We start from the raw sequence: 25,619 nt of genomic DNA, 5'->3' as shown, positions 1-25,619 counted from the left end.
AATGAGTGAGTCGAGGCCCGCGACGAAATGCAGGCGACAGGCCCCATCATAACATGGCGATGCCCGCCCTTTTTGCCGCGCCAACACCTCATCACCCCGGCATCACAACCGGCGCAGGCTCAAGGCCGTGCCCGTTCAAGCGCCGCGCCAACAACCCACTGAATGCCAGCACGGGGATCACCGCGCAACCGGCCGCCAGCCACAGCACTGCGCCAAACCCCTGGCCAAGCAGTTGCCCCGCCATCGCCGGGCCCACCATGGAACTCAAGGCAAATGCCCCCGGGATCAGCATGATCGAGCGGCCACTGCGGTCCAGGCGGGCAATCGCGGCGGTCTGGTAAATGCAGCCCCAGGTAAACCCCACCTCCCAGATCCAGGCGCCGGCGGCATACATCAGGAAGCCATCGGCCTTGCCCAGCAACAACAGCCCCGTGCCCAGCACCAGTAAAACGATGACATGGGGCACGCGCACGCCCAGACGGTCGCCCACCACCGCGAGTGCCAACGCGGCGGCACCGCCCAGTAACTTCAGCACGGCAAAGACGATACCCAGTTCCGTCGGTTGCAGCGCCAAGCCATGGCCCAGGCGTTCGAGAAACGCCCACAGGCCAATTTGCCCTGCACCGAACAGGAAGAAAAAAGCCAGCGCTGCGTAAGCCGCTGGCGAAAATCGAAAGCGTGACAGCAGCGAACCCCCACGCGAGGGTTCACCTTCACCCATGAAATCCTGGCGCTGGGGCAATGCGAAAGCGCTCAGGCTCAACAGCAGGATGATCGCCGCCAGCATCAGGGCCGCACCGGTGTAGTGGAAGTGCGCAATCACCCACGATGGCAAGGTGAACAGCACGGCGGCCACCACCGCCAGCTCGATGCCCAAACGCATGCCCAAGGCCCGTTCTTTATTGGCCATTTCGCCCATGATGCGCATGCCCAGGCACGTCATCAGCGCGGCGAAAAAGCCGACGACCGCCCACAACGGCAACTGCGCCGTGGCCGGTAGCCACGAAGACATCGCGTACGCCGCCGCAGCACCGCTGGCACAGCCCAGGGTCAGCCAGCGCCAGTTCAAGTGGTCTATCAGTACCACTGCCACCAGCGTGCCCAGCAGGTACCCGGCAAAACACAGCGAGCCGAGCAAACCGATCTGCTCGACACTGAACCCCAGGCTGTCGACCATCGCCCCCAGCAGGATCGGCAAGGTATTGAACGGCAGACCACCAATCGCCGAGGCGAAACTGGCGGCCAGCATGATTGCCAGTGTTTTACGGCCACTCATCTTCATTGCACGCTCCTGCCCAGATGATGATCAGCGCTGGCCGACCGTGATGATTTCTCGGCGTTCAGCCATGGCAGCCGGCACGCTGGCCTCGTCCATGAAGAACTGCTCGTACCATTCGCGCAGTTGGTAGACCGGGCCATCGCCTTCGGCCAGTACCGGGTTGTTGACGCGGACCTTGTGCGCCCAGATGTCCACGTCCTGGTAAAAGGATTCGCGGTTGCGCATCACATAGTCCTTGGCCATTGCCTGGCATTGCTCGTTGCTCCAGCCCGGGATCTTTTTCACCATGCAACCAAAACGCAGTTCAAAGCTGTTAGCCGTGATCGGTACATGGCAGTTGAGCAGGATCGAGTGCACTTCCATGCCCTCGAACACCGCGCGCATGCGGGTGAGGTGAGTGGCAGGGCCGTAGTAGGCCGACTCGGCCACCAGGTCGCCGCCCAGACGTTCGGAGTCCCCATGGAAAATCTGCTGGGCAATGTGCCCTTCGAAGACGTTCGCAAAGTACTTGGTCGGGGTATCATGGACAGGCCCGAAATGCTGGGCATCGGCGAGGTTGTCGACCAGCTCCCGTGGGTTGGTCTCGATCACCAGCGTATCCATGTGCCAGTCGTGCAGCCACTCGTCACTGTCCTGCTCGGGCAGATGCGGGATCACGACCTGGTCGGCCGGCGCCTTGCCTTCCGGGTTGTTCCAGATGAACAACAGGTTGTTCTGTTCACAGGTCAGCCAGCGGCGGGACTTGGCTTTGGGCGGGATGCGCTTGCAGTACGGGATCTCGACGCACTTGCCGGTGGCATCGTATTGCCAATGGTGAAAAGGACACACCACGCGGTCGTTTTCCAGGGTGCCACGCGAAAGGTCCGCGCCCATGTGCGGGCAATGCGCATCAATGACACTGACCTGGCCGGTTGACGTGGCAAACGCCAACAAGCGCGTGCCAAAGATGTTCAGTGTGTGCAACTGGCCGTCACGGTAGTCGGCCGTCTCCCCCAGGCAGTGCCAGCCTCGGCCAAAGCGAGGGGCCAAGGCAGTTTCGACATTGATTGCGGCGAGCTTGGTCATTGTTATTGTTCCTCGTGTGGAATCTGCGGTGACTTGCCCGGTCAATGTTCACCGAGCAAGCCATCAACGCTCATCCTCCGCATGGACTATATAAGCCCTACACAATGACTTCAGTGCGCCAGTCGGCAACGATCGCGTGCTCCAAAGCAAACGCCTGCGCGGCAATCGTGCGCCGCTGAAAGCGTGGCGCTTGCTCGGCGGTGGCCAGCCACACCATCACCTGGGCAGGCACCTGCGGCGGGGCGATGCCGTTGCGCAAGGCCAACACGCCGCGCTCGCCGATCGTGGCTTTCAGCGCGTCGGTGCTGACCACCCCGGGGTTGAGGGTGAAGGCGCGGATGCCCTGCCCGCCCAGCTCGGCGGCAAGCACCCCGGACACCCTGGACACCGCCGCCTTGCCCGCCCCATAGGCATAACCCCAGCCGCCATCGACGGCCGCCACTGGCGGGTCGCCCTCGCCGGCGCCGGAGGTGACATTAATCACCACCCCCGAGCCCTGCTCGAGCATGGCGGCCAGCACCCTTTGGGTGAGCAACATCGGCGCCAGCACATAGCCCTTGAACACGCGTTCCAGGGTCTGGGGCTGAAGCGCCATGAACGATGCGTTCAGGTCGTTGCCCTGGTAGATGGCGTTGTTGACCAACACATCGATGCGCCCGAACGCCGCCAACACCGCCTGACCTGCGGCCACCACCGAGGCACTGTCGAGCAGGTCCATCGGCACCACCAGCGCCTCGCGTCCCAAGGCGCGGATCTGAGCGGCGGTACTGTCCAGGCTGCCCGCCAAGGGCACGCCCTGGGCATCGCACAAGCGATGTGCCGACGGCTCGCCCTCCTGCACTGTTCGCGCGCTGATCGCCACATCAAATCCGGCCCGGGCGAAGGCCAGGGCGGTCTCCCGGCCGATACCACGGCTGGCACCGGTGATAAATGCCACTTGGGTCATCGTTCCGCCTCCTCGGCGCAAGCGTTAGAAACGCGCCGGGCGAACCATCGCATCCATGCCACCATCGACAAACATCACGCTGGCGTGGATGAAGCTGGCCTGGGATGACAGCAAGAACGCCACCACCTGAGCGATCTCCTCCGGGTGGCCGGCGCGCCCCAGCGGCGCGACGAACTCACGCACGGCCTTGGCGAAGCGAGGGTCGTTCAGCGAGGCCTGGTGCAACGGCGTCTCGACCGCCCCCGGCGCCACCACGTTCAGGCGAATGCCCTGTTTGGCCCAGGGCACTGCCCTGCTGCGCACGTTACAGGTCACTGCATATTTAGAACTGGCATAGGCCACGCTGGATTTCTCCAGGGCATTGGCGTGCTCCAGGGTCAGCGCTTCGTTACCCGCCAGCATGGCCGCGACCATCGGTTGCAGCTCGGGATTGCCGTGGGTCGCAGCAACCGAGCCGATCACCACCGCAGCCGGTTCGTGCCCCTTGGCCAAGGCACCGACGAGGCCGTCGAGCAACTCGGTAACGCCGAAGTAATTGACCGCGACGATGGTATTGGACAGCGCGCTGGAGCCCACGCCTGCACAGCACACCAGGCCGTCCAGCACCCCTGCGCTCTGCTCGAGTACCGCGCTGATGGCGGCTTGACGCCCGGCGGCGCTCGACAGGTCGGCGATCACCTCGGCATGTTCACGGTCGATCCCAATGATGCGGTGCCCGGCTGCGCGAAGCGCCTGGCAGACTGCCGCACCGATACCGGATGCAGAACCGCTGACCGCTGTAGTTGGCATAGTGTTTTTCCTTGTTCGGTTAACGTGCTGGCAAGTATTGGTGGCCCGCATGGCCGCCGACATCGTCCGCACGGACTAAAACGCCCCGGCCTGCAAGCAGCACCGGGGCGTTGGGGGCAAGCGGTCACATCGTTCAGGCGCTGTGCCGCACCGGCTGGGCCAACTTCAGCGACGGCTTCACCAGCTCATCGTTGGCCAGCATGGCCAACTTTGGCTTTCCCAGGGCGACCACACTGTTGAGGATGATGCGCACCAACTCGGTTTGCCGACGCACACCGGTCTTGGAGAAGATCGAGCGCAAGTGCGCTCGGGCCGTGTTGCGGCGTACGTTCAATGCTTCGGCGGCCTCTTCCAGCGACAGGCCGTTGGCCAGTTCCATCGCCAACGCGGTTTCGGCCCGGGTCAGGTTGAACAGCTGCTTGGTCACGGTTTCGCTGGCCAGCGAGCGGCCAACGGCATCACGGATGTACACCACGACCGCCGGCTTGCTCTTGCCTTCGGCCCAGTCCTGGGTAGGAATGGCCTCGACCACCACACCAAGGTTGACTTGCCCCGAGGGCCTGGCCACCGACATCGCTTCAGCGCCAGTGCTCAGTTGTTCGCTTTGGGTGTCACGGGCAAAGGCGTTGCGCACCAGGCGCTGCAGTTCACGGTTGTCGCTGGGATAGGTGGCCTCCAGGCGCCCGCCGACCAGTTTCAAGCCATCGGCCCGCTCCAGCAGGTCACTGGCCACCGGGTTCAGGCGCAATACACTGCCATGCTGGTCCAGCACGATGGTCGCCACCGACAAGCGGCTGATGGCTTGGGCGTACAGTTCGCTGATCGATTCGCTGCGGTCGAGCAGGTTGTGCACATGCATGGCGCGGCGCAAATGTGGCAGCAACGATTCGCACAGCGTGCGCTCGGAGGCAGTGAATTTCGGCGCGGCTTTGGGCCGGGTGATGCGAAAACGCAGCTTGCCGCCATCGGCCGTGGAAATATTGGCGCCCATGATGTGGTAGGTGTCATGGACGGTGCCGTAGGTCTTGAAGTAGACCGAATTTGTCCACTCGGCCTCGGTCATCACATCGTCGACCGTGAACACCTTGTCCATGGGTGGGTTATTGAACGGGGTGACGGCTTGTGGGTAGGCCCAGTAGCTCACCTCGCCCTCGCCTTCGATGTCGCCCACCACAATCATCAGGCCCAGGTCCGGCTGCTCGGGCACCCGCAAGATCAAGGTGACGTAGTTGGCCTGGAACAGGCTACGCACATGGCGCAGGGTCTTGGCCATCAGCTTGGGGTCGAGCGCACCGTCGTAGAACTCGCCAATGAGCCGGTCGTATTCAGCCAGCTCCAAGCCCATGTCCGCCAAGGCCTGAACACTCAAGCTGGAAGTTTCCATCACTCGTCTCCTTGCGGGACACAGCCCAGGCTGCGCCCGTTATTATTGTTATGGTTGCAACACCTTTGCCACAGCACCTGGCGGCGCGCGGTCAGGCTTGACCGCCACCAGGGGTTTGCCCAGGTTGAACCAGGCGGCCAAGGCCGGGAGCAGAAAAATCGCCCCCAGTACATTGACCAGAAACATGAACGATAGCAACACCCCCATGTCCGCTTGAAACTTCAGCGGGGCGAAGGCCCAGGTACACACCCCGATCGACATGGTCAGGGCGGTGAACACCGCCGCCGTGCCCCGTTGGCACATGGCTTGGTAGAAGGCATGGCGCAGGTCGGCGCCCTCGGCCATTTCGTGCTGGATGCGCTCGTACAGATAGATGCCGTAGTCCACCCCCACGCCGACCCCCAGGGCCATCACCGGCAGCGTCGCCACCTTCAGGCCGATGCCGAGCATGGCCATCAGCGCATTGCACAACACCGCCACGATGGCCAGCGGCACCAGTATGCACAACACCGCTCGCAGCGAGCCGAAGGTCAGCCAACAGAACAACAAGCACCGAACCAAACAAGGCCACCAGCATCAACACCTCGGCGCGCTTGACCGCATCGTTGGACGCGGCCATGACCCCCACGTTGCCACCGCCCAGCAGGAACTGGATTTCCGGCACCTGGACCTGCGCGATGATGCGCTGGGCCTCCTTGACCACATGGGCAACGGTTGCGCCATCGTGATCGGTGAGGAACACCAGAATCTGCATCTGCTGGCAGCCATCGGTGACCAGCCCGTCCTCCGGCACATAGGCGCGCGAGCCCTGGCTCAAGCCCCGGGCCGAGCCTGGGATGGCCGCCCAGCGCGGGTTACCTTCGTTGTTGCCGGCAATCACCGTTTTGCCAAAGCCGGCCACGCTCTGCACCGACTGCACGCCGCTCACGCTGCGCATGCGAAAGTCAAAAGCCTCCACGGCACGCATCACCGCCGGTGACAGGCACGCCTCTTCCACGCCCTGGGCCTGCGCGAACACCGCCAGCACATCAAGGCCGATGGCATAACTGCCGACGATCTGGGCGTTGTCCTGGTTGTAACGCGAATCGCTGCGCAGCTCCGGGGCGCCGGCACCGATGTCACCGACTTCCAATTGGCGCGCCTTGAACACCGCGGCGCTCAACAACATCAGGCTGACCACCATCACCACCAACGCCGGGCGTGGCTCGGCCAGGGCCGACAGCCGCCACCACAAGGGGTGCTTGCCCTGCTGCTGAACGCGCGCCTTGTTCAACACGCCACGCTCCAGGCGCAGGTGGGAAATGATGATCGGCAACATCAGTTTGTTGGTGATGATCATCAGCATCACGCCAATGCAAGCCGTCACCCCCAGCTCATGCACGATCGGGATGTCGATCAGCATGATCACGGCAAAGCCCAAGGCGTTCATCAACAGCGCCAGGGAACCTGGAATAAAGATTTTGCAGAAGGCCGCGTGTGCCGCCTGCACCGAATCCTTGCCGGCCAACACTTCCTGTTTCCAGGCGTTGGTCATTTGCACGGCGTGGGAAACGCCGATGGAGAAGATCAGGAAGGGCACCAGAATCGACATCGGGTCGATGCCCAGGCCTATCAACGGTAGCAGGCCCAACAACCAGACCACCGGCAACAGCGCCACCAGCAGGGCCACCACGGTCAGGCGCAGCGAGCGCGAGTACAGCCACAGCAACAGGCCGGTGATCAGGAAGGCGACGACAAAAAAGCCGATCACGGTCATCAGCCCATCGACCACATCGCCGACCAGCTTGGCGAACCCGACGATGTTGATGTCGATCTGCTCGCTGCTGTACTTGGCACGGATGGCTTCCAGGCGTTGCGCCACTTCAACATAACTGACTGATTTGCCGGTTTGCGGATCGACGTCCTGCAGGTCGGCGCGCACCATCGCCGACTTCAGGTCGTTGGCCACCAGGCGCCCGACTTGCCCGGCGCGCGCGGCATTGCTGCGCACCTGGGCGAGGTCCTCGACGGTGGCGGTGAAGCGCGGCGGTACCACCACATCGCCAAAGAAGCCGTCTTCGGTGATCTCGATGTAGCGCACGTTGGCGGTGAACAACGAGGTGACGCTGGCGCGGTTGACCCCGTTGATAAAGAACACATCGTCGGTGACTTTGCGCAACGTATCGAGAAACTGCGGGTTGTAGATATCGCCCTCGCCCTTCCATTTCACGCTGACCAGAAAGCGGTTGGCCCCGGTGAAATACTGACTGAAGTTGAGAAAGTTGAGCATGTATTCATGCCGCACCGGGATTTGTTTATTGAAACCTGGGTCGAGTTGGGTCCGGGTGGCGCTGTACCCCAACCCCAGGGTCAGCAACAGGAACACCGTCAATAGCAGCCTACGCCGTGCCAGCAACAGGTCGGCACAACGCTCGACCAGGCGCTTAACCCCGCAATTAGCGTTTTTCATGAAGCAATTCCCCTTTGCCCAACGCGGCAACGCGGTCACCGCTGCCCTGGTAGACCCCTCGTTCACCGGCCAGCAATACCTGACCGCTGCTCATCACAATGGCACTGGTCAACGTGCCCAAACCGGCCTGGCGACTGCTGCCGACCAACCGCCCCTGGCCATCCAGGCGCACCAGCGAGCTACCGGCGCCGACCATCAGCACCCCGGCGTTGTCCGGCAGCAGCACATGGCCGTAAAGCGGCTGGGTATTGCCCACGTCGATGGCGTGCCACTGCTCGCCAAAGTCATCGCTGACAAACACATGGCCGCGCATGCCGTAGGCCACCCAACGCTGGGCACTGAGGCGTACTACGCCAAACAGCGAGCCGTTGTAGAAAGTCGGCAGTTGCTGCCAGTGTTCGCCGTTGTCCGCGCTGCGCAGCACCAGGCCCTGCTCGCCGACCAACATGCGCCGGCCATCGCGGCCGCCGTCCATGGCGTTGAGGTGCGCCCGGTCCACTTCAAGGGCCTGCACGCGCCAGCTTTGCCCGGCGTCATCGGAGCGGTAGAACTTGCCGTAACTGCCGAACGCAAAGACCTGCTCGCTGCCTGCCGCCCAGGCGCCCAACAACGGCTCACCGACATCGGCCTCATAGTGCATCTCTTGCCAACTGTTGCCGTTGTCCCTGGAGTGCAAGATCCAGCCATCCTGGCCGACGGCAACCAATTGCCCGGCATCCAGCGCGGCCAGGGCATTGAGGGAAAGATGGCGTTGGGGCTCGACCGTGGCAGGTTGCCAAGTAAGCCCCTGGTCGTCGCTGAGCAAAATCGTCCCGCGCTCGCCCACCGCCACCTGGCGCTTGCCCAGGTTAAGCAGGCCGTTGATTTGCAGGCGGTCGGTGTTCAACGCCGTGTCGGCAATGTTCAGTGCCTCACGCGGGGCAAAAGCCAGCGCCACCACGGCAGCAACCGCGATGCACACCAGGTAGGCAATCAGCCGGCGCATGGGCGACTCCTTGCAGCACGGTCCAGGCGCTCGACACTCTCCATACGGCTCACCCTCTTATTCTTGTCGTAGTGAATCACTGCAGCACTCGATGAGTAGATAGTCCGTCTGCAAGGTCCCCGGGGCATCGTCCAAACGGCCTACCCCGGGACCCAACAGCGCAATCGGTGGTCAGCCAAGCTCGAACAGGCCCGCCGCCCCCATGCCGCCACCAATGCACATGGCCACGACCACGTAGCGCACGCCGCGGCGACGCCCTTCCAGCAGCGCGTGACCGACCATGCGCGCCCCCGACATGCCGAACGGATGACCGATGGAAATCGCCCCGCCGTTGACGTTAAGACGCTCGGGCGCGATGCCCAGGGCGTCGCGGCAATGCAGCACCTGGCTGGCAAAGGCCTCGTTGATTTCCCACAAACCGATGTCCGCCACGCTCAGGCCAAAGCGCTTGAGTAGTTTGGGCACTGCCAGCACCGGGCCGATGCCCATTTCTTCAGGCGCACAACCGGCCAGCGCGATGCCGCGATAAGTCCCCAATGGCTGCAGGCCGAGCTGCGCTGCCTGGGCGCGGCTCATCAGCAAGCTGGCCGAGGCACCATCGGAAAACTGCGAGGCGTTGCCGGCGGTGACGAACTGGCCCTGCGCCACCCACTGGCCGTCCTTCCACACCGGCTTCAGGGCCGCCAGGTCTTCGCGCTGGGTGGATGGCCGGTTGCATTCGTCACGGTCGGCCAGCACTTGCTCATGGCCATCGGGCTGGCCGTCCTTGTCAAAGCGCAGTTTGCTCGCCTGCAACGGCACGATTTCTTCATCGAACAAACCGTCACGCTGGGCGGCCGCCGTACGCTGCTGGCTTTGCAGGGCGTAATCGTCCTGGGCGGCACGGCTGATGCCATAGCGCTGCGAGACAATCTCGGCGGTTTCGATCATCGGGATATAAGCGCTGGGCATGCACGCCAGCACCGCCTGGGATTGGTTGCGGTAGGTGTTCTTGTACTTGTTCTGGGTCAACGACAGCGACTCGACGCCGCCGGCGATCGCGATGTTCATCTCACCGGCCAGGATGTTCTTGGCCGCCACGCCGATACTGATCAGGCCCGAGGCACACATGCGGTCCAGGGCCATGCCCGGCACGCTGTCCGGCAAACCACCGGTGTAGGCACACAGCCGGCCAATGTTGTAGCCCTGGGTGCCCTGCTGCACCGCCGCGCCCATGATCACGTCTTCCACCAGGCCCGGCTCGATCCCGGCGCGCGCCACCACGGCCCGCACCACATGCCCCCCCAACACCGGCGCTTCGGTGTCGTTGAAAGAGCCTCGAAAGGATTTGGTCAGCGCGGTACGCGCGGTGGCAACAATCACAACGTCATTCTTGTGCATGGACAGGCTCACTCGGTAAGGGGGTTGAAGGTGTAGCGGCTGATGGTGTCGACCACGCAACCGGGGCGTTCGGCGCCTTCGATTTCGACGCTGATGCGCACCACCAGCTGGACCGCCGTGCCCATCGGCGCGGCGCTGACCACCTGCCCGCGGCCACGTACCCGCGCGCCGACTTTCACTGCTGCCGGAAAGCGCACGCGGTCGGTGCCGTAGTTCACCCCCATGGCCAGGTTGTCGAGGGTCATCAGTTGCGGCATGAACAAATTGGCCAGGGCCAGGGTCAGGTAGCCGTGGGCGATGCACACCCCAAACGGGCCGCTGGCCGCGCGTTCGGGGTCGACATGAATCCACTGCCGGTCGCCGGTGGCTTCGGCAAATTGGTTGATCCGTTCCTGGGTCATGACCAACCAGTCGGTCACGCCCAGGTCCAGGCCTTGTGCCGCGAGCATCTGCTCGGCGCTATTGAATCGGGTGCTCATCGTCTGTCCTCAGGCTTGTTGGGAACTGGCCGACAGCACTTCGCCCACCAGGTAGGAGGCGTAGTCGCTGGCAAGGAAAATCATCACGTTGGCCACCTCCCACACCTCGGCGGCGCGGCCAAAGGCTTCACGGTCGGCAAGTTGTGCCAGCAGCGCTTCGCTGGAGGCTTTCTTGAGAAAATCGTGCAGGGCAATCGAAGGCGCCACGGCGTTGATACGCACGCCGCTTTCGGCCGCCTCCAGCGCACTGCAACGGGTCAGGGCCATCACCCCGGCCTTGGCCGCGGCGTAGTGCGCCTGTTCCTTTTGGGCCCGCCAACCGAGCACCGAGGCGTTGTTGACGATGGCGCCCGTACCGCGACGCTCCATGTGCGGCAACATCGCGCGGGTCATGCGAAAGGTGCCGGTCAGCGTCACATCGATCACCCGCAGCCATTCCTCGTCGCTCATCTCGGTCACCCGCTTGGAACCCCCCAGGCCTGCGTTATTGATCAGCACATCGACGCCGCCAAGGGCCTGCTCGGCGCTCGCCACCAATGCCTGCACCTCGGCCTCCACGGTGACGTTGCACAGTTGGCCGTACACCGCCTGCAATCCGGTATCGGCCTTGAGCTGCTCGACCGCCTGTTCAAGGCGTCGGGGGTGAACATCGGAAATCATCAGGGCGCGGCAGCCTTCTTCGGCGCAACGCTTGGCGGCGGCGTAACCGATGCCTGCGCCGGCGGCGGCGGTGATGAGCACGGATTTGCCAGCCAGCAACTGGTGGCCTGGAACATAAGGAGGGGCTTGTTTCACGGTGTATACCTCTGACAGAAAACAGGTTGTCGACAGGTATAAAGGCCTCGGGGGCCAGGCACATCGTCAAAACGGACGGGGTAGCACCTTGCACAAAGGCGCCACGTTGGCCGGCGCCTTTGAATCAGGCCGGTTTCAACTGCCCCAGACCTTCTGCGCCTTGGGCGCTTCTTGCAGGATCGCTTCGACCGCCGCGCCCACTTCAGTCACCTGCCAACGCGCGCCCTTGTCGCGGGTGACGCCGGTGCGCCAGCCATCGCCCAGGGAAATGCGCCCGCCCTGGCTTTCGAACAATTGGCCGCTGACATGCCCGGAAGCCTCGCTGCCCAGCCACACCACCAGGGGCGCGACGTTTTCCGCAGCCCAGGCATCGAAGCTGTCGTCCTCGGGTTTCTTGACCATGTCCGGCATGGCGCTTTCGGTCATCGCGGTGCGCGCCGCCGGGGCCAAGGCGTTGGCGGTGACGCCATAGCGGGCCATTTCCGCTGCCTGCACCAGGGTCAGGGAAGCAATGCCGCCTTTGGCGGCCGAGTAGTTGGATTGGCCGATCGAGCCCTGCAAGCCGGCCCCGGAGCTGGTATTGATAATCCGCGCCGACACCGGCGTACCGCCCTTGGCCAAGTCGCGCCAGCGCCGCCCAAGGATATTGGCCAGGCAGTAATGGCCTTTGAGGTGCACGCGCATCACCATGTCCCAGTCCTCTTCCGAGAGGCTGATGAACATGCGATCACGCAGTACCCCGGCGTTGTTGACCAGCACATGCACTTCGCCAAAGGCTGCGAGCGCCGCATCGACGATGCCTTGCGCGCTGGCCAAGGTGGTGATGTCACCATCGTTGGCGATGGCCTGGCCACCGTTTGCGGCGATCTCGTCAGCCACCGCCTGCGCCGCCTCGCGACGAATGTCGTTGACCACCACGTTGGCACCTTCAGCGGCAAAAGCCAGCGCATAGGCGCGGCCCAACCCGCCACCGGCACCGGTGATGATCGCAGTACGGCCTGCACAGATTCCCATAGGGTGTTTTCCTGTTGTTTAAATGTGGGTGGCTTCAGAGCCGTTCGATGATGCTGACGTTGGCCTGGCCGCCGCCTTCGCACATGGTTTGCAGGCCATAGCGCCCGCCGGTGCGTTCCAGCGAATGCAACAAGGTGGTCATCAGCCGTGCGCCGGTCGCGCCGAGCGGGTGGCCAAGGGCAATGGCGCCGCCATTGACGTTGGTGCGGGCCGGGTCGTAGTCGAGCTCCTTGGCCCAGGCCATGACCACCGAGGCAAAGGCTTCGTTGATTTCCACCAGGTCGATGTCGGCCATGCGCATACCGGCCTTTTTCAGCGCCGCACGGGTGGCCGCGATCGGTGCGGTGAGGTGCCAGATCGGGTCGTCACCCAGCACCGACAGGTGATGGATACGCGCCCTGGGGGTGAGGTTGTAGCGCTTGAGTGCCGTGTGCGAAACCACCAGCATCGCCGCCGAGGCATCGCAGGTCTGGCTCGACACCGCGGCGGTGATCGATGGGAATTGGTCGCTGACCGGTTCCAGGCTGGCCATCTTCTCCAGGCTGCTGACCCGCGGCGTTTCGTCAAACGCCAGGCCTTCGCACGCGACGATCTCGCGGGCGAAATAACCGGCGTCAGCGGCCGCCAGGGCACGTCGATGGCTTTCCAGCGCGAACACTTCCATGTCCTGGCGGCTGAGCTGCCAGTGATCGGCGATACGCTGGGCGGCGTAAAACTGATTGACCGGCTGGTTGCCAAAGCGCGCCTGCCAGCCTTTGCTGCCGGAAAACGGGTCGCTGAAACCCAAGGGCTGGCCGGCCAGCATCGCCGAGGCGATCGGTATCTGGGTCATGGTCTGCACCCCGCCCACCGCCACCACGTCCTGCATGCCGCTCATCACCGCCTGGGCGGCAAAGTGCAGCGCTTGCTGGGACGAACCGCACTGGCGGTCGACCGTGGTGCCGGGTACGTTCAAGGGCAAACCGGCCGCCAGCCAACTGGTGCGGGCGATATCGCCCGCTTGCGAGCCGATGGCGTCGACGCAGCCAAAAATCACGTCGTCATAGTCTTCGGCGGGGATGCCATTGCGCTCGACCAGCGCCTTGAGCACATGGGCGCCCAGGTCAATGGCATGCACGTGGGCCAGGCCGCCCTTGCGCTTACCGGTGGGGCTGCGAAGGGCATCGACAATATACGCTTGGGGCATGGCTCAGTCCTCGAAGGTGGCGCCCGGCCCAAGCCGAGCTTCATCGCTGAGCACGTAGGCGGCGACGCGGGATTTGTGCAGGGCGCGGTCGCCCCATGACGGGTCCAGCGACCAGACGCGTTTCATGAACATTTGCAGGTCGACTTCCCAGGTGTAGCCCATGGCGCCATGCACCTGGATGCCCTGGCGCGCCGCCAACCAACTGGCGTCGCAGCACGCCAACCGGGCTTGCGAGACGTAGACATCGACGTTGCGATCGCCCTGGGCCAAGGCGTAGGCGGCGCGATACAGCGCAGGCTTGGCGAACTCGATCTTGCTGGCGACATCGGCCAGGTGATGCTTGACCGCCTGGAAGCTGCCGATCGGCTTGCCAAACTGCTTGCGCTGGGCCACGTAGTCCACCGACAGGTCAAGCATGCGCTGGGCCAGCCCGAGCAGTTGACCGGCCACCGACAAGGCGCCGCGGTTCAGGGTTTGCGCCCATAAGGCGCGCCCTTGCTCGCCGCCGACCAGCAGGGTGCCAGGGCCGGGCTGCCAGCTCACCCGGCCCAGGCGCCGCGACGCATCGATACTGGCATTGGCTTGCACGTCTACCTGCGAGCGTGGCACCGCGTGCACTTCATCGCCATGGCTGAGGATCAGCCACTCGGCCAGCGGCGCATCGGGCACCAGCGGGTTGATCGGGTGGCCGATGGCCAGGCGCACGCTGCCATCGGCAATGCGCGGCAACAGGCTGGCCTTCATCGGGCTTGCGTCCGGCAGGCCGTTGAGCAGGCCGGTGATCACGTATGCGGTGTCGGCCAGCGAGTCGGGGATGGCGTAGTAGCCAAGCTCCTGGGTCATCAGCGACCAGGCCACGTCGTCCATGCCCAGGCCGCCGAACGCTTCGGGCACCGACAAGGCGGTCAGGCCTTGCTCGGCGATCTTGCCGCGCAACTCGGCGCTGCGACCGGCATCGGTTTCCCAGATCTCGCGGAGCATCTCGGGCGCGGCCTCGGTCATCAGGAATCGACTGATGGCCTCGCGAAACGTGAGCTGATCATCGGTAAAGGTAAAGTCCATGGCCGGCTCCTATTTCGGCAGGCCGAGCATCCGCTCGGCGATGATGTTGCGCTGGATTTCGTTGGTGCCGGCGTAGATCGGCCCGGCCTGAGCGAACAGGAAGCCGTCCAGCCAGCCGCCCTCGATCGCCTGCGGGGCGCTGCTTAACAACTCGCCGCGGGCGCCAAGGATGCGCATGGCCGTCTCATGCATCTTCAGGTCCAGCTCCGACCAGACAACCTTGTTGATGCTCGACTCGGCGCCAATCTGCGCGCCGCGGCTCAGGCGCCCCACGGTGTGATAGGAAGACAGCGCATACGCTTCGGTACCCAACCAGGCATCGACCACCGCCTCGCGAATGCCGGGGTCACGATCGGCGCTTTCGCGGTGGGCGTGGTACAGCTGTATCAACTTGCGTGCCGTGGCCTGGAACCGCGCCGGCGAGCGCAGCAGCAAGCCCCGTTCAAACCCCGCGGTGGCCATCGCCACGTGCCAGCCCTGGCCTTGGGCGCCAATGCAGTTGTCCACCGGCACGCGCACATCGTCGAAAAACACTTCGGCGAAACTGTTCTTGCCGTTGAGCGCCCTGATCGGACGAATGCTCACCCCCGGGGTATCCAGCGCCACCATCACGAACGACAAGCCGTGGTGCCGGGTGGATGCCGGGTCGCTGCGAAACAGGCCGAACAGCCAGTCGGCAAACAGGGCTCGGCTGGACCAGGTTTTCTGCCCATTGAGCACATAGTGATCGCCATCGCGGATGGCCTTACAGCTGATGGCAGCCATGTCGGAGCCGGCGTTGGGCTCTGACCAGCCTTGGGCCCACATGTCGACGCTTGCGGCCATGCGCGGCAAGAACCGTTGCTTCTGCGCCTCGGTGCCGAACTCCATCAGCGTCGGGCCCAGCAGCAGTTGGCCGTTCTGGTTGATGCGCATCGGCGCGTCGGCACCGTAGTACTCTTCTTCGAAAATCAGCCACTCGATCAGGTCGCAGCCACGTCCGCCGTATTCCTTGGGCCACATGACCATCGACAGGCGTTGCTCGAACAGCTTCGCCTCCCAGGCCCGGTGCTGCTCGAAGCCTTCACGGGTGTCGTAGTTGGCCAGGGGCGCGGTCGGCTGATTGGCCGCCAGCCATTCGCGGACTTCCATGCGGAAGGCCTTTTGCTTGGGGGTATAAGCGAGTTCCATGGCGTTCCCTCAGAACTTCACGTCGCGTTTTTCGACGAACGCGCGGCGGGTTTCCGCAGAATCCGGACTGGTGTAGGCCTGCAGGGTGAAGCCCTGCTCCCAGCGGTACTTGTCTTCCAGGTTGCCGTCTTCGATGCCATTGAGGGCTTCCTTGGCGATACGGATCATCGCCGGGCTCTTGGCGGCGATCCTGGCGGCGATTTGCAGCGCGGTTTCGCGCAGTTGTTCCTTGGGCACCACACGCTCGATAAAACCGTACTGTGCAGCTTCGGCGGCGCCGATCTTGTCACCGGTAAAAAACAGATAGCGCACCTTTTGCACCGGGAATAAACGCTGCAAATGCGCGCCGCCACCCATGGCCCCGCGGTCCACTTCCGGCAAGGCGAAGGTGGCGCACTCGCTGGCCACGACAATGTCGGCAGCGCCGGTAAGGCCGATGCCACCACCGAGCACAAAGCCATGCACCGCGATGATCACCGGCACCGGCGTGCGGTGCACGGCCTTGAACGCCGCGTAGTTACCGGCGTTCACTGCAATGATGCGCTCGGGGTGGGCGTCCAGTTCCTTGATGTCGACCCCGGCGCAGAAGCCGCGCCCTTCGGCCCGAATCACGATGACTCGCACCTGGGGGTTGGCGCCAAGCGCCTCGACCTGGTGGGCAAGGTCCATCCACTCCTGGCTGTCCAGGGCGTTGACCGGTGGCTTGGCGAGCACCAACTCGGCAATGCCCGCGTCGATCTGTGTAGTAAATGCTTGACTCACGATGGTCTTCTCCAAGGGTCAGCGGGCCCGTTCAATAAAGGGTGCAGGTGTATGTTCCTCCTGCGCAGGCGTTCGCGCGTCGTGACGGGCCATCAGCGCGTCCAGGCAGTGCTCGGCTTGCCGGGCAATGTCTTCGATCACCTGCTGGCAACTTTTGAGTTCAGCGATGGCCGCGGCGACCTGGCCGCTGGGCAAGATGCCCTCGTCCGGCACGCCATCGATCATCGAGCGCTGCAACAGCACCGGCTGGTTGGCCGCCATCAGCGTTTGCGACACCGCGCCGGGATCCTCCTTGAGGGCCTGGCGCAACACCGTGAACAGGTGGCCCAGGCTCATGCCGGTCTGCTGTTTCCATTTCCAGGCGCTGCGCAAGGCGATGCTCAGGCGCCCCAGCGAGCCGGCCTGCTCCAGGCGGTTGATAAACGGGTTCTCGATCATCCGGTGGCGCATGCCATCGACCGCCAGGGTCACGCGCACCAACTGCGGGTCGGTGACCTTGAGGTAATGCACCAGGGTGGCCGAGGGCGTGGGCGAGTCACGGGTCATCAAGAACCGCGTGCCCATGGCGATGCCCACGGCACCGGCGGCCAGTGCAGCGGCCAGGCCCCGACCGGTGGAATAGCCTCCGGCGGCAATCACCGGCACCGACACCGCGTCCAGTACCTGCGGCAAGAGGATCGAACTGGGCACGCCACCGGTATGCCCGCCGCCCTCGCCGCCCTGGATAGTGATCATGTCCGCGCCCAACTCCACCGCCTTGAGGGCGTGCTTGAGCGCCCCCACCGTGGGGATGCACAGCACGCCAGCGGCCTTGAAACGGGCAATGGTCTGTTTGTCCGGGCCACGCCCATAGCTCACTGCGCGCAAGCGGTAGCGAATCGCGAGGTCGACGCACTGCCCGGCGTTTTCCTGGAACATGTGGAAGTTCAGGCCGAAATTGCTGCCCCCGGTGGCGGCGATCACCTTGTTGATCTCGCCTTCCAGGGCATCGGCGGCAAGGGTGGCGCCCGCCAGGAAACCAAAGCCACCGGCCTGGGTCGTGGCGATCACCAGGTTGGCGTCGGCGACCCACCCCATGGCGGTCTGCACGATCGGGTAGCGGCAACCCAGGGCCTGGGTCAGCGGCGTATTCATCCAGCGGCTCATGTCGGTTTTCCGCTGGCGGCGGCTTTATTGGCCTGGGCCATGGCCTTGGCATCGAAGCCGCCGAGCTTGTCGCCCGACAACAGTTCGCTGTGCACATGAGCAAACTGGTGCCAGGCAAAGGCGGCGTCCATGGCCGTGCGTTTGCCCTGCAGGTCTTCGACGTGGTTGATTGCCTGCTTGGTCAGGGCCAGGCCCATGCGCGGCTGCCGGGCGATCGTGGCGGCCAGCGCGTAGGTGCCCTCTTCAAGCATCGCGCGTGGCAGTACCCGATTGACCATGCCCATCTGGTAAGCGCGCTCGGCGCCCATGCGATCGCCGGTAAACAGAAACTCCTTGGCGATACGCGGGTTCAGCTCATAAGGGTGGGCGAAATACTCCACCCCCGGAATCCCCATGCGCACCACCGGGTCCTGGAAGAACGCGTCGTCGCTGGCCACGATCAAATCGCACACCCACGCCAGCATCAGCCCGCCGGCCACGCAAGCGCCCTGAACCATGGCAATGGTCGGCTTGGGCAGCTCGCGCCAGCGCCGGCACATGCCCAGGTACACCTCTTGCTCACGGGCATACAACTGCTCGCCGCCGGGCTTGTTGGTGTGGTCCCACCACAGGTGCGCACGCTCGAAGGGTTTGTTGATATCACGGCCCGGCGTGCCAATGTCGTGGCCGGCGCTAAAGTGCTTGCCAGCCCCTCGCAGGACGATGACCTTGACTGCGTCATCGTTGACCGCCTGGCGCAGCGCGGCATCCAGCGCATAGGTCATCTGCGAGTTCTGCGCGTTGTTGAAGCCTGGCCGGTTCATGGTCAGCGTGGCGATACCTTCGGCCACGCTGTACACCACCGGTTCCTGCGTTTCGTAGACCGAGTGGTCTTCACGCTGGACGAACTCACTGTCAGCGCTGTTCATGCTGGCTACCCTCGCCTTGCGCCACGCGAATACCGGTCGGGTTGCCCTTGATCGCCGAACTGCGGTAATCATGGGGGTCGAGCCGACGGATCAATGCCAGTTGTTCAGCCGTGGGGTGCACGGTTTCCTTGAGCGCTGGCGACTTGAGCAACGGGAAGCCGGTGCTCTGCTGCACCTGTTCAAAGCTCACCCCCGGGTGCAGGCTGCGCACCTGAACCGCGCGCTGCGGGCCGTCGAAATCCATCACGCACAAGTCGGTGACGATCAGACGGATGTCCATCAAGTCGCGGCGCACCCCTTCAGGCCAACGCTCGGCCTTGAAGCCGACGCCGGAGACCATGTCCACTTCGCCGCTGACAAACACGCGGGGGTTGTGGTTGGGCACGAAGAAGGAGTTGATATGGTTGATGCTGTTGCCGGGCAATCCGCGAACACCGAGCATCGCGGCCTTGGGCTTGTGGTAGTCGCCCACGCACGACAGGTTGCTCTGGCCCCAGCGGTCGATCTGGGTCGGGCCGATCATGGCGTGGCGGCGGCCGCCCCAGACGCACTCAAACACCCGCTCGAAGTTCAGCGAACCCGAATACTTGGGCACGTAGTCGCCACGCGGGCCCAAGGGGATCGGTTCTTCGACCAGGTAGGCTTCACTGTCGCTCATCAGCAGCTGCGGGCTGTGGCTGAGCTTGGCCAGGCTTGCGCCCAACCGCGGGATCACGCCCAGGCCCGAGGCGATCAACTCGCCATTGCCGCGCCAGGCTTCGCTGGCGGCGACGATCATCAGTTCGGCGAGGGTAAACTCACAGGCAGTCGACATTTTCATCCTCCTCAGAACACTGGCAGGGCCAGGGAGCCCATGCGTTCGGCACCGCCGTTTTGGTCTTGATAAGCCAGTTCGCCCGGCGCTATGTATTGCTCGACATAGGCTTGCCAGCCACCCTCCTCGCCCGCGCTGGCGGCATAGCGCTTGAGGTGGCTCAGGTCCCAGCCGTACTCGGGCTGGCAGGCGGTCGGGTGGGCGCCGTGCGGGGCATGGATCACGCCACTGACCAGGTAGCGCTCAAAGGTGTTGCAGCGCGCCTGGTCGGCGGTCAGCTCAAGGCGTTCGTGCAACTGCTCGCAGGACACGAAGCACTGCTGCGCGGCGCGGGCGAACAGATGATCGAAGTAGGGGTCCGGGCCGGTCAGCAGGGTGTTGCCCAGACGGTCGGCGACGTTGACGTGAATAAAGGCCACATCCAGGTTCAGCGCCGGCATGGCCAGCAGCACCTCGCCGTCGTCATAGGGTGATCGGATGGTTTTCAGCTCAGGGTTCAGCCGGGTGACATCGGTGGCCAGGCCGCAGCGGGTCGGCAGGAACGGCAAGCGCATGGCCGCCGCGCGCAGGCCCCACTGGAACATGCCTTCATCGACCTCCATCAACTGCAGCCCACCGGCTTCGCGCGCCTTGCGGTAGTAGGGCTCCAACGGGATGGCGTCGAGGGTGGCAAAACCGAACACCAGCTTCTTGACCTTGCCCGCAGCGCAGAGCATGCCCACTTCCGGCCCACCGTACGCGACCACGGTCAGGTCCTTGACCGCCGAGCGCAGGATTTCGCGGACCACCGCCATGGGTTTGCGCCGCGGCCCCCAACCGCCGAAGCCGATGGTCATGCCATCGCGCAGTTGCGCCACGGCATCGGCCGCCGTCATTTGCTTGTTCATTGCACATCTCCTTGCTGTTGGCCGACGGAAAAGTCATGCCCCCACAGGCTTACCCGGGTAAATTCGAAGGCTGAATGCTCAGCCCAATCCACTTGCAGGCCGCCGTAGCCGTACTCCAGGTCGAAGCCGGACGGGGTCTTCATGTAAAACGAGGTCATCTTGTCGTTGAGGTGCTGGCCGAGGGTGGCCGACAGCGGCACCTGATGCGCCTGGCGACGGTCATGGGCACGCCCCACTTCAGTCATCGAATCGACCTCGACCATCACGTGCACGCACCCCGACGGCACCGCGAACTCCGCCAGCGCCAGCGAGTGGTGGCGGCTATTGCGGCAATGCAGGAAATGGATACGGATGGGCGGCGCCGCAGGGTCCGGGCGAAAGTTGAAAATGTCCGAGAGTTCAAAGCCCAGCACAGTCTTGGCGAACGCCAGGGTCGCGTCGAAGTCGGGGGCCGGCAGCACGGTATGGCCCAGGCCCATGTCGCCGGTGAGAAAGCCCGGCACGCCTTGCGGGGACACAAACGGCTGGCAGTCGGAGCGATGGCCCCAGCTCAGTTCGTGACGGTTGCCGGAAGGGTCCGTGACGCTGACCAGTGCCTGCACGCCACGCTGTTCGATCTGCTCGGCGGTGCCCGCCTGCCAGCGCACGTCGTTTTGCGTCAGGGTGTGCAACGCATCGTTGAAGGCCCGCTCGCTGGCCAACTCCCAGCCTGAGGCCAGGTAACCGGCCTGGTCCCCCTCGACGATCAACATGCGAAACGGCCGCTCGTCCATCTTTACGTAGAGGCCGCCACCCGGTGCCGGCAGCACCATCATGCCCAGCACGTCCTCGGCATAACGTTGCCACTGACTGAGGTTGTTGATTTGAGCGACGAAGTAGCTCAGCCCGCGGATTTCCATCATGCCCTGCTCCTCAATGACTGGACCTTGGTTGGCCTTCATTGTGCTGAGCGCGGGCAGTGGCCTCATCGTCCGTTGAGACTAAACACCTGATGGATCTGGGAAAGAGAAAAGCTGGGGCGTGGGCAACAGGTAAGTAGCGGCGCCCCTTTCGTGGGTAAATCCGCTCCTACAGGGGATCAATGTAGGAGCGGATTCACCCGCGAAAAGGGCGCCGCGGTAAAGCGGGTGTTACATGTACAACATCACCAGGTCATTGATCACCGACGGCCGATCACTGCCCACCACATGGGTATTGACCTCCAGGGTCAACTGCATGCCGCGCTTGACCTGCGCCACCTGCTTGACCCTGGCCCGGGCGTGAATCCGCGCACCGGACGGCACTGGCGCGGGGAAACGCAAACGGTCGGACCCGTAGTTGACCAGGGTGCTGAAACCAGTGATCTCATAGCCCAGCGCCAGCTTGAACCGCGACTGCAACACCTGCACCAGGGCACCGTGGGCGATGGTGCCGCCAAACGGGCTTTGCTTGCGTGCACGCTCAGGGTCGGTGTGAATCCAGTAGTCATCGCCGGACAGCACGGCGAAGGCGTCGATCAACGCTTGGTCGACCACGATCTCGTTGCTCCAGCCACTGAAGGTTTCGCTGACCAGGCCCTGCAAGGCCACCTCATCATCCATGGCGATCAAACGCACCGGTGGCGCGTCAGGCGGCACTATCGGTTGCGCCTGGGGTGCACTGGCCCAACGCTGCAGCGCCGGGGCATCTTGCTCCAGGCCGGTAAAGCGCAGCAGCCGCGTGCCCTTGGCATCCACCTCGGCGAACACCGGCTTGAGGCGCATGCCGATGTGAACCTGATCTTCTTCAAGCCCCACCAGCGTGGTATTGATGCGCACGCCTTCATCCAGCTGGATGACCGCCAACATCTGCGGCATTTCATCGGCAAAGTCCGGCAGCGTGGCGATCCGCGCCACCGTGTAGCTGTACAGGCTGGCTGCACCGCTGACCTCGCGCCACGTCAGCGCGTGCGCCAGGCAGCGCGGGCAGTGCCTGCGCGGGTAGAACACCCAGTGATCGCACGCATCGCACTGCTGGATCAACAGCCGCTGTGCCTTCAGGCCTTCCCAGAAAGGTGCCGAGATCTCGGTCGGCACCGGCATTGGCTTATTGTTCGACATGCAGGTCAGGCTCCTTGAAGAATCAACGCGGCTTGCTCACTCATCACCCCACCGGTGCCGGAGACGTAGACGCTGTCGCAACGTTCAAGCTGACGCTCGCCCGCCTCGCCGCTGATCTGCGTCACCGCCTCGATCACCTGTGACATGCCCCCGGCAGCACCGGCCTGGCCGAAGCTGAGCTGGCCGCCGTGGGTGTTCATCGGGAAGTCGCCACGAAAGGTCAGGTCATGCTCGCGCACGAAGCGCATGCCTTCGCCCTTGGCACAAAACCCGGCGTCTTCCAGCGTCAGCAACGCGGTGATGGTGTAGCAATCGTAGATCTGCGCGGCATCGACATCGGCAGGCTTGACCCCGGCCATCTCGAAGGCGCGGCGCGAGGCGGGGCCAATCGGGGTGTTGAGCATGTCTTGGGCATACGAGGGTGACTTGAACGCCAAGTGTTCGCCAAAACCTGTGATGTACGCCGGGCGCTTGCGAGCACGCGCCGCGACTTCCTTGGAGGCAATGATCATGGCCGCGCCACCGGCCACCGGCATGACGATTTCAAGGATGTGCAACGGATCGGCAACCCGCTTGCTCGCCAGCACCTGCTCGACCGTCAACGGCTGGCCGTAGAACATGGCCTGCGGGTTGGCCAGCGCGTTGGTGCGCTGGTCCACCGCGATCTTGGCCATGGCCATCGGGTCGTAACCATACTGCGCGGCATAGCGCTGGGCGATCATGGCGTAGCCGGTGTTCTGGCCCATGTGCCCGTAAGGCAGGTCGAATTCGGCCTCCGGTGCGCCAAACGCCGTGCTGTGGCCGCCATAGCGCATGGCCCGGGCCATCGCGCCGGGGTCTTCCTCGGGGCCCATCGGCGCCAAGCGGGCCGGCAGCACGCACAGCACCGCCTGGCACAACCCCAGCTCGATGGCTGCGGCGGCGCGCCAGACCATCCCCACCGAGGTGCACCCCCCCAGGTCGACCACTTCGGCAAAGTTCAGGGTCAAGCCCAGGTATTCGGCGGCCATGGCCGGGACGAACACCGAAGCCTCATGAAAATGCGGGCCATTGATCACCAGACCGTCGAGGTCTTCGGCGCGCAATCCGGCATCGCGCAGCGCGCGCGCCGCCAGGTCAGCCACTTGCTCCAGGTGGAACATCCTCGGCGCCGTGGCGTACTTTTCCGGTTTGTATTGAGCGGCACCGACAATCGCCGCGTGACCTTTAAGACCCATGTATCCCCCACTCGAAGGTTTTTTATTGTCGTGCGAACATGCCACAGTTGTGGCCGCGCGTAATCGTTCATTTGACTCACTGCAAGCGCCGGCCGTGCCGGCGCCCGCCGGGTGATCAGAAACTGTATTTCACCGAGAACGTGCCGTAGTCACGGTCAGCCAGCAAACGCTTGACCGGGTCGGCATCCCCCAGGTAGCCGGTCACCCGCAGGGCAACCTCCAGGTTGCCCAGGTATTTGAAGGTGGTGCCCAGGCTCAGTCGACGGTCGCCTTGCATGCCCGAGATGGTCCCGGCCATCGGCGTGGAACCGCTGAACACGTTGGAGAAGTTGACCGGCACTTCCAGGTCCCAGCCCTGGAACACGCCTGGGTAGCTGAACGACGCCCCCAAGGTGTAGGCGCTGGAAGTTTTGCTGCGATAGCCCGACGCGTTGTTGTAGGTGTAGTCATCGGAGCTCTGCACCAGCGGGCGCATCTGTGCGATCAGGCTGTTGCCCAGTGCCTGCAGGTTCGGTGCCCCCGAGGTTTCCTCAACGCTGTCCACGCGCACTGACACGATCTCGGCGGTCAGCGAAGTCTGGTTGGCCCAAGGGCGGTCACCGAGGATGCGGATGGCTGAAAGCTGCATCTGCTGGCCTTTGCCCCGCGCAGGCGTGGGGCCCAGGCCGGTATTGACCATCACCGGGGCACCATCGCGATAGGACCACTCGGCACCGAACTGGGTCTCGCCGATCTTGGTCGAGGCACTGACCCCGGTCAGTTTGATGTCTTCAAAGTAAGTAATGCGGTAGCCATCGGGCGTACCGGCGAACACCCCCGGCGCGACCTGCGTGGCCTGGTACCCGACCAATGCGGTGGCCGGGTTCTTGTCATGATAATTGACGTGAAACAGTGACAGCTCCAGGGCCGGGACCGGACGGAAGCGTACCTGTACCCCCCACTGGCCACTGTCGCGGGGCTCATCGGTGCCTCGGTAGTTGATGCGCGAGCCATTGGCATTGAGGATAAATTCGCGCCCCGGGCCGACCACGTCGCTGGTGGACAGGTAGCTGCCCACTGGCGGCAGTTCGGTGCCCATCCATTCATATTGCACATAGGCACCAAAGGTCAGTTGCGGGTTCAACCGGTAAGACCCCGACACTTGCCCGACCGGCAACAGCACCTCCTTGACCTCGACCCCAGGTTGGGCCGCCTTGACCGCATCGGAGGGGTTCTGCACGCCGCTGACACCCGGGTAAAAAAGGCTTTCACCCCACGACTCGATATGCCGCCCGGCCTTCACGTCGAGCATCGAGTCATTCTCGAAGCGCCAGCCACTGAACACGTAGGCGTCGAGGAACTTGCTGCGCCCACCACTGTAATACCGGGTATCGCTGGTGAATTCGTTGTTATCGCCGTTCTTGTTGACCGTGCCCGGCGAGTCGTTGTCATTGGAGCGATGGTAGGCATCATCGTAAAACGTACTGGCGCGCAGCACGGCACCGTAGTTGTCCTTGCGCACAATCATCTCGGCCAGGGCGCCCATCCGGTTGGTCACCAGGCTGCCCTTGTCGAAGTTGCGGTCGCCATCATCGGCATTGCGCGTCAACAGCTTGCTGTCGGGGTTGGACAAGCGCACCCCCAGGCCGTAACTGGTGGTCACGGTCCAGTCGATGGTCGTGCCGTTGTCAAGTTCAATGGTTTCCCCTGACCAGGCAGGTGTCGACACCAATGCCAAGGCCCCCACCAGCGCCGATAATTCGAAGCCCGGAACCCCTGGGCCAGCAGCGTTTTTTTTGTTTTTATTAGTCATGTTGCCTCTCCGATTAACGACCCAATGGCCGC

22 protein-coding genes and 1 pseudogene are annotated in these 25,619 nt (G+C 63.9%); all 23 read right to left on the bottom strand.

What is annotated here, in order from left to right; genetic code table 11:
• Positions 1–91: 91 nt before the first annotated feature.
• Positions 92–1,282, bottom strand: coding sequence for an MFS transporter (locus tag L9B60_RS23640; protein WP_249673388.1), 1,191 nt, complete (start codon positions 1,280–1,282; stop codon positions 92–94).
• Between the two features lie 24 nt (positions 1,283–1,306).
• Positions 1,307–2,344 (bottom strand): 3-ketosteroid-9-alpha-monooxygenase, oxygenase component, encoded by a 1,038-nt coding sequence (locus tag L9B60_RS23635; RefSeq protein ID WP_249673387.1) that lies wholly within the window; start codon positions 2,342–2,344, stop codon positions 1,307–1,309.
• A gap of 97 nt (positions 2,345–2,441) precedes the next feature.
• Entirely contained in the window at positions 2,442–3,290 is an 849-nt protein-coding gene (locus tag L9B60_RS23630; protein WP_249673386.1) for an SDR family NAD(P)-dependent oxidoreductase, read from the bottom strand.
• A 24-nt stretch (positions 3,291–3,314) separates the two neighbouring features.
• Positions 3,315–4,079 (bottom strand): SDR family oxidoreductase, encoded by a 765-nt coding sequence (locus L9B60_RS23625; RefSeq protein WP_249673385.1) that lies wholly within the window; start codon positions 4,077–4,079, stop codon positions 3,315–3,317.
• A gap of 133 nt (positions 4,080–4,212) precedes the next feature.
• Positions 4,213–5,463: a helix-turn-helix transcriptional regulator gene (locus L9B60_RS23620; protein WP_249673384.1), complete on the bottom strand. Its 1,251-nt coding sequence runs from the start codon at positions 5,461–5,463 to the stop codon at positions 4,213–4,215.
• A gap of 48 nt (positions 5,464–5,511) precedes the next feature.
• A pseudogene (locus L9B60_RS23615) lies at positions 5,512–7,912 on the bottom strand (efflux RND transporter permease subunit).
• Entirely contained in the window at positions 7,899–8,897 is a 999-nt protein-coding gene (locus L9B60_RS23610; RefSeq protein WP_249673383.1) for a WD40/YVTN/BNR-like repeat-containing protein, read from the bottom strand. The pseudogene L9B60_RS23615 and the gene L9B60_RS23610 overlap by 14 nt, the downstream one beginning before the upstream one ends.
• Positions 8,898–9,068: 171 nt before the next feature.
• Positions 9,069–10,277, bottom strand: coding sequence for an acetyl-CoA C-acyltransferase (locus tag L9B60_RS23605; RefSeq protein ID WP_249673382.1), 1,209 nt, complete (start codon positions 10,275–10,277; stop codon positions 9,069–9,071).
• 8 nt (positions 10,278–10,285) lie between these two features.
• A complete protein-coding gene (locus L9B60_RS23600; protein ID WP_249673381.1) occupies positions 10,286–10,756 on the bottom strand; it encodes a MaoC family dehydratase in 471 nt (156 codons plus the stop codon).
• 9 nt (positions 10,757–10,765) lie between these two features.
• A complete protein-coding gene (locus L9B60_RS23595) occupies positions 10,766–11,551 on the bottom strand; it encodes an SDR family oxidoreductase (RefSeq protein WP_249673380.1) in 786 nt (261 codons plus the stop codon).
• A gap of 135 nt (positions 11,552–11,686) precedes the next feature.
• A complete protein-coding gene (locus L9B60_RS23590) occupies positions 11,687–12,565 on the bottom strand; it encodes an SDR family oxidoreductase (protein ID WP_249673379.1) in 879 nt (292 codons plus the stop codon).
• Between the two features lie 34 nt (positions 12,566–12,599).
• Positions 12,600–13,751, bottom strand: a complete 1,152-nt coding sequence (locus L9B60_RS23585; protein WP_249673378.1) for an acetyl-CoA C-acetyltransferase — start codon at positions 13,749–13,751, stop codon at positions 12,600–12,602.
• A 3-nt stretch (positions 13,752–13,754) separates the two neighbouring features.
• The gene (locus L9B60_RS23580) at positions 13,755–14,813 is read right to left on the bottom strand and encodes an acyl-CoA dehydrogenase family protein (RefSeq protein ID WP_249673377.1); all 1,059 of its coding nucleotides are present in this window, start codon (positions 14,811–14,813) and stop codon (positions 13,755–13,757) included.
• Between the two features lie 9 nt (positions 14,814–14,822).
• Positions 14,823–15,983, bottom strand: coding sequence for an acyl-CoA dehydrogenase family protein (locus L9B60_RS23575; RefSeq protein WP_249673376.1), 1,161 nt, complete (start codon positions 15,981–15,983; stop codon positions 14,823–14,825).
• Between the two features lie 9 nt (positions 15,984–15,992).
• Positions 15,993–16,745: an enoyl-CoA hydratase family protein gene (locus L9B60_RS23570; RefSeq protein ID WP_249673375.1), complete on the bottom strand. Its 753-nt coding sequence runs from the start codon at positions 16,743–16,745 to the stop codon at positions 15,993–15,995.
• A gap of 18 nt (positions 16,746–16,763) precedes the next feature.
• Complete coding sequence (locus L9B60_RS23565; RefSeq protein ID WP_249673374.1) at positions 16,764–17,891, bottom strand: NAD(P)H-dependent flavin oxidoreductase; 1,128 nt, start codon at positions 17,889–17,891, stop codon at positions 16,764–16,766.
• A complete protein-coding gene (locus L9B60_RS23560) occupies positions 17,888–18,799 on the bottom strand; it encodes an enoyl-CoA hydratase (RefSeq protein ID WP_249673373.1) in 912 nt (303 codons plus the stop codon). The genes L9B60_RS23565 and L9B60_RS23560 overlap by 4 nt, the downstream gene beginning before the upstream one ends.
• Complete coding sequence (locus L9B60_RS23555) at positions 18,786–19,613, bottom strand: CoA-transferase subunit beta (RefSeq protein ID WP_249673372.1); 828 nt, start codon at positions 19,611–19,613, stop codon at positions 18,786–18,788. The genes L9B60_RS23560 and L9B60_RS23555 overlap by 14 nt, the downstream gene beginning before the upstream one ends.
• Positions 19,614–19,624: 11 nt before the next feature.
• Positions 19,625–20,500: a CoA transferase subunit A gene (locus L9B60_RS23550; RefSeq protein ID WP_249673371.1), complete on the bottom strand. Its 876-nt coding sequence runs from the start codon at positions 20,498–20,500 to the stop codon at positions 19,625–19,627.
• The gene (locus L9B60_RS23545; protein WP_249673370.1) at positions 20,497–21,402 is read right to left on the bottom strand and encodes a VOC family protein; all 906 of its coding nucleotides are present in this window, start codon (positions 21,400–21,402) and stop codon (positions 20,497–20,499) included. Before L9B60_RS23545 ends, L9B60_RS23550 begins: the two co-directional genes overlap by 4 nt.
• 228 nt (positions 21,403–21,630) lie before the next feature.
• A complete protein-coding gene (locus L9B60_RS23540) occupies positions 21,631–22,578 on the bottom strand; it encodes a bifunctional OB-fold nucleic acid binding domain-containing protein/MaoC family dehydratase (protein WP_249673369.1) in 948 nt (315 codons plus the stop codon).
• Positions 22,579–22,583: 5 nt separating this feature from the next.
• Positions 22,584–23,795 carry a thiolase family protein gene (locus L9B60_RS23535; protein ID WP_249673368.1) on the bottom strand — a complete coding sequence of 404 codons (1,212 nt, stop codon included), beginning with the start codon at positions 23,793–23,795 and terminating at the stop codon, positions 22,584–22,586.
• 115 nt (positions 23,796–23,910) lie between these two features.
• Positions 23,911–25,587, bottom strand: coding sequence for a DUF1302 domain-containing protein (locus L9B60_RS23530; protein ID WP_249673367.1), 1,677 nt, complete (start codon positions 25,585–25,587; stop codon positions 23,911–23,913).
• Positions 25,588–25,619 lie beyond the last annotated feature (32 nt).

It is taken from the genome of Pseudomonas abieticivorans, assembly GCF_023509015.1.
GTDB classification, from domain to species: domain Bacteria; phylum Pseudomonadota; class Gammaproteobacteria; order Pseudomonadales; family Pseudomonadaceae; genus Aquipseudomonas; species Aquipseudomonas abieticivorans.
This window is presented reverse-complemented; position numbering and strand designations above follow the sequence as displayed.